Below are 1,461 nucleotides of genomic sequence, written 5' to 3'. Positions count from 1 at the left end.
GAGAGTGTCCCTATGTTGTTCGTCAAGGGGTTTGGGGTGTTTTGGGGTGGTAGAGGCTGCCATCGCGGAGCATGGCGAAGAGGGTGTCGCAGCGGCGTCGGGCGAGGGCGATGAGAGCCTGGTTGTGTCGTTTCCCCTCCGCTCGTTTGCGGTCGTAGTAGGCCCTGGAAAGTGGGTCTTTCAGGGCGGCGAACGCGGAGAGGTAGAGGGTGCGTTTGAGGATTTTGTTGCCTTTGCGTGAGGCGTGGTCGGCCCTGATCGAGCTCCCGGATCGCCAGGTCACCGGCGCGAGGCCGGCGTAAGAAGCCAGGTGGGCGGCGGTCTGGAAATCTTTACCGACAATTTCCGTGAGGATGCGGGCTTCGGTCCTGACGCCAACTGCCGGTAACGACGTCAGGACCCGGTGAAGAGGGTGGGCCTCCACGAGGGCTTCGACCTTGGCCAGCACGGTATCCCTGGCGGTGTGCAGCCCATCGAGCATGCCGGCCAGTTGCGCCAGCACGATCCCTGCCGATTCCGTGCCGGAGACCACGACGGTTTGCCGGTTCAGGGCCTGGCTGATCTCCTCGGCCAGGCGGTCACCGATCCGTGGCGCCAGCTTCCGCAGCCGTGCCGCGATGCGTTTGGTTCCGGCCCGCCGCAGGGCCTGCGGGGTCGGCCAGGTCCGGATCAGGTCCAGTACAGCGGGGTGGTCCAGGCGCGGGCCCAGGACTCGTTCCAGTGCCGGGTGGATCTGGGTCAGCAGTCCCCGGATCCGGTGCGAGGTGGCGGTGGCCTGGGCGACCAGGTCATCATCGAACCCGCAGAGCATGACCAGTTCCGCGCGCTGCTCATCACCAAGTTCCAGCGATCTCAAGGTCCCGGGCAGACTGCGGGCAGCCTCGGCGATGATGAACGCGTCACGGGCGTCCGTCTTCGCTTCACCCGGGTGCAGGTCAGCGATTCTGCGCATCGCCAGACCAGGCAGATACCCAACCACCGCACCATCGGCGCGGGCCACGGCCACCGCCAGTGCCCCGACCGTGGCCGGCTGGTCCACAACAAACAGCAGCCGCCCATGGCAGCCCAGGTCCTGAAGGATCTGCCGCAGCTCATTCTCATCGTTCGGCAGCGCCCGGTCCAGCAGCCTGTTCCCTGACTTATCCAGCGCCACCGCGTGATGGCCGTCCTTGCCAACATCAACACCGATGAATACATCCACCGAGCCATAATCCCTGAGCACCGCCACACCTCCGACCACGAACCAACAGATCCGGCCAGCCTGCCACGGTGTCGAAGCCCGGCACCCACGTTACGCACGGCGATCCAACGGCCATGTCCCTATCAGCGGTCCCTCGGCACCTGCCAACCCCGGTGACACCACTCTCGGATCATCAAAAACAGAGCGTCGCAATCATGCCGGGACCGGCAGGCCAGCACACCCACATCCTTCACCAGAAAGGGGCTACGAAAAAGGTAACG

Annotated in this window: 1 protein-coding gene; it reads right to left on the bottom strand. The window is 65.0% G+C overall.

Going from position 1 to position 1,461, the window contains the following annotated elements:
* Positions 1-22: 22 nt before the first annotated feature.
* Positions 23-1,228 (bottom strand): IS110 family transposase, encoded by a 1,206-nt coding sequence (locus ACIQC5_RS24225; protein ID WP_400287772.1) that lies wholly within the window; start codon positions 1,226-1,228, stop codon positions 23-25.
* Positions 1,229-1,461 lie beyond the last annotated feature (233 nt).

The organism is Paenarthrobacter sp. NPDC092416, from assembly GCF_044755025.1.
GTDB lineage: Bacteria > Actinomycetota > Actinomycetes > Actinomycetales > Micrococcaceae > Arthrobacter.
Note: the sequence above shows the minus strand (reverse complement) of the source record. Positions and strands in the feature narration are given on the sequence as shown.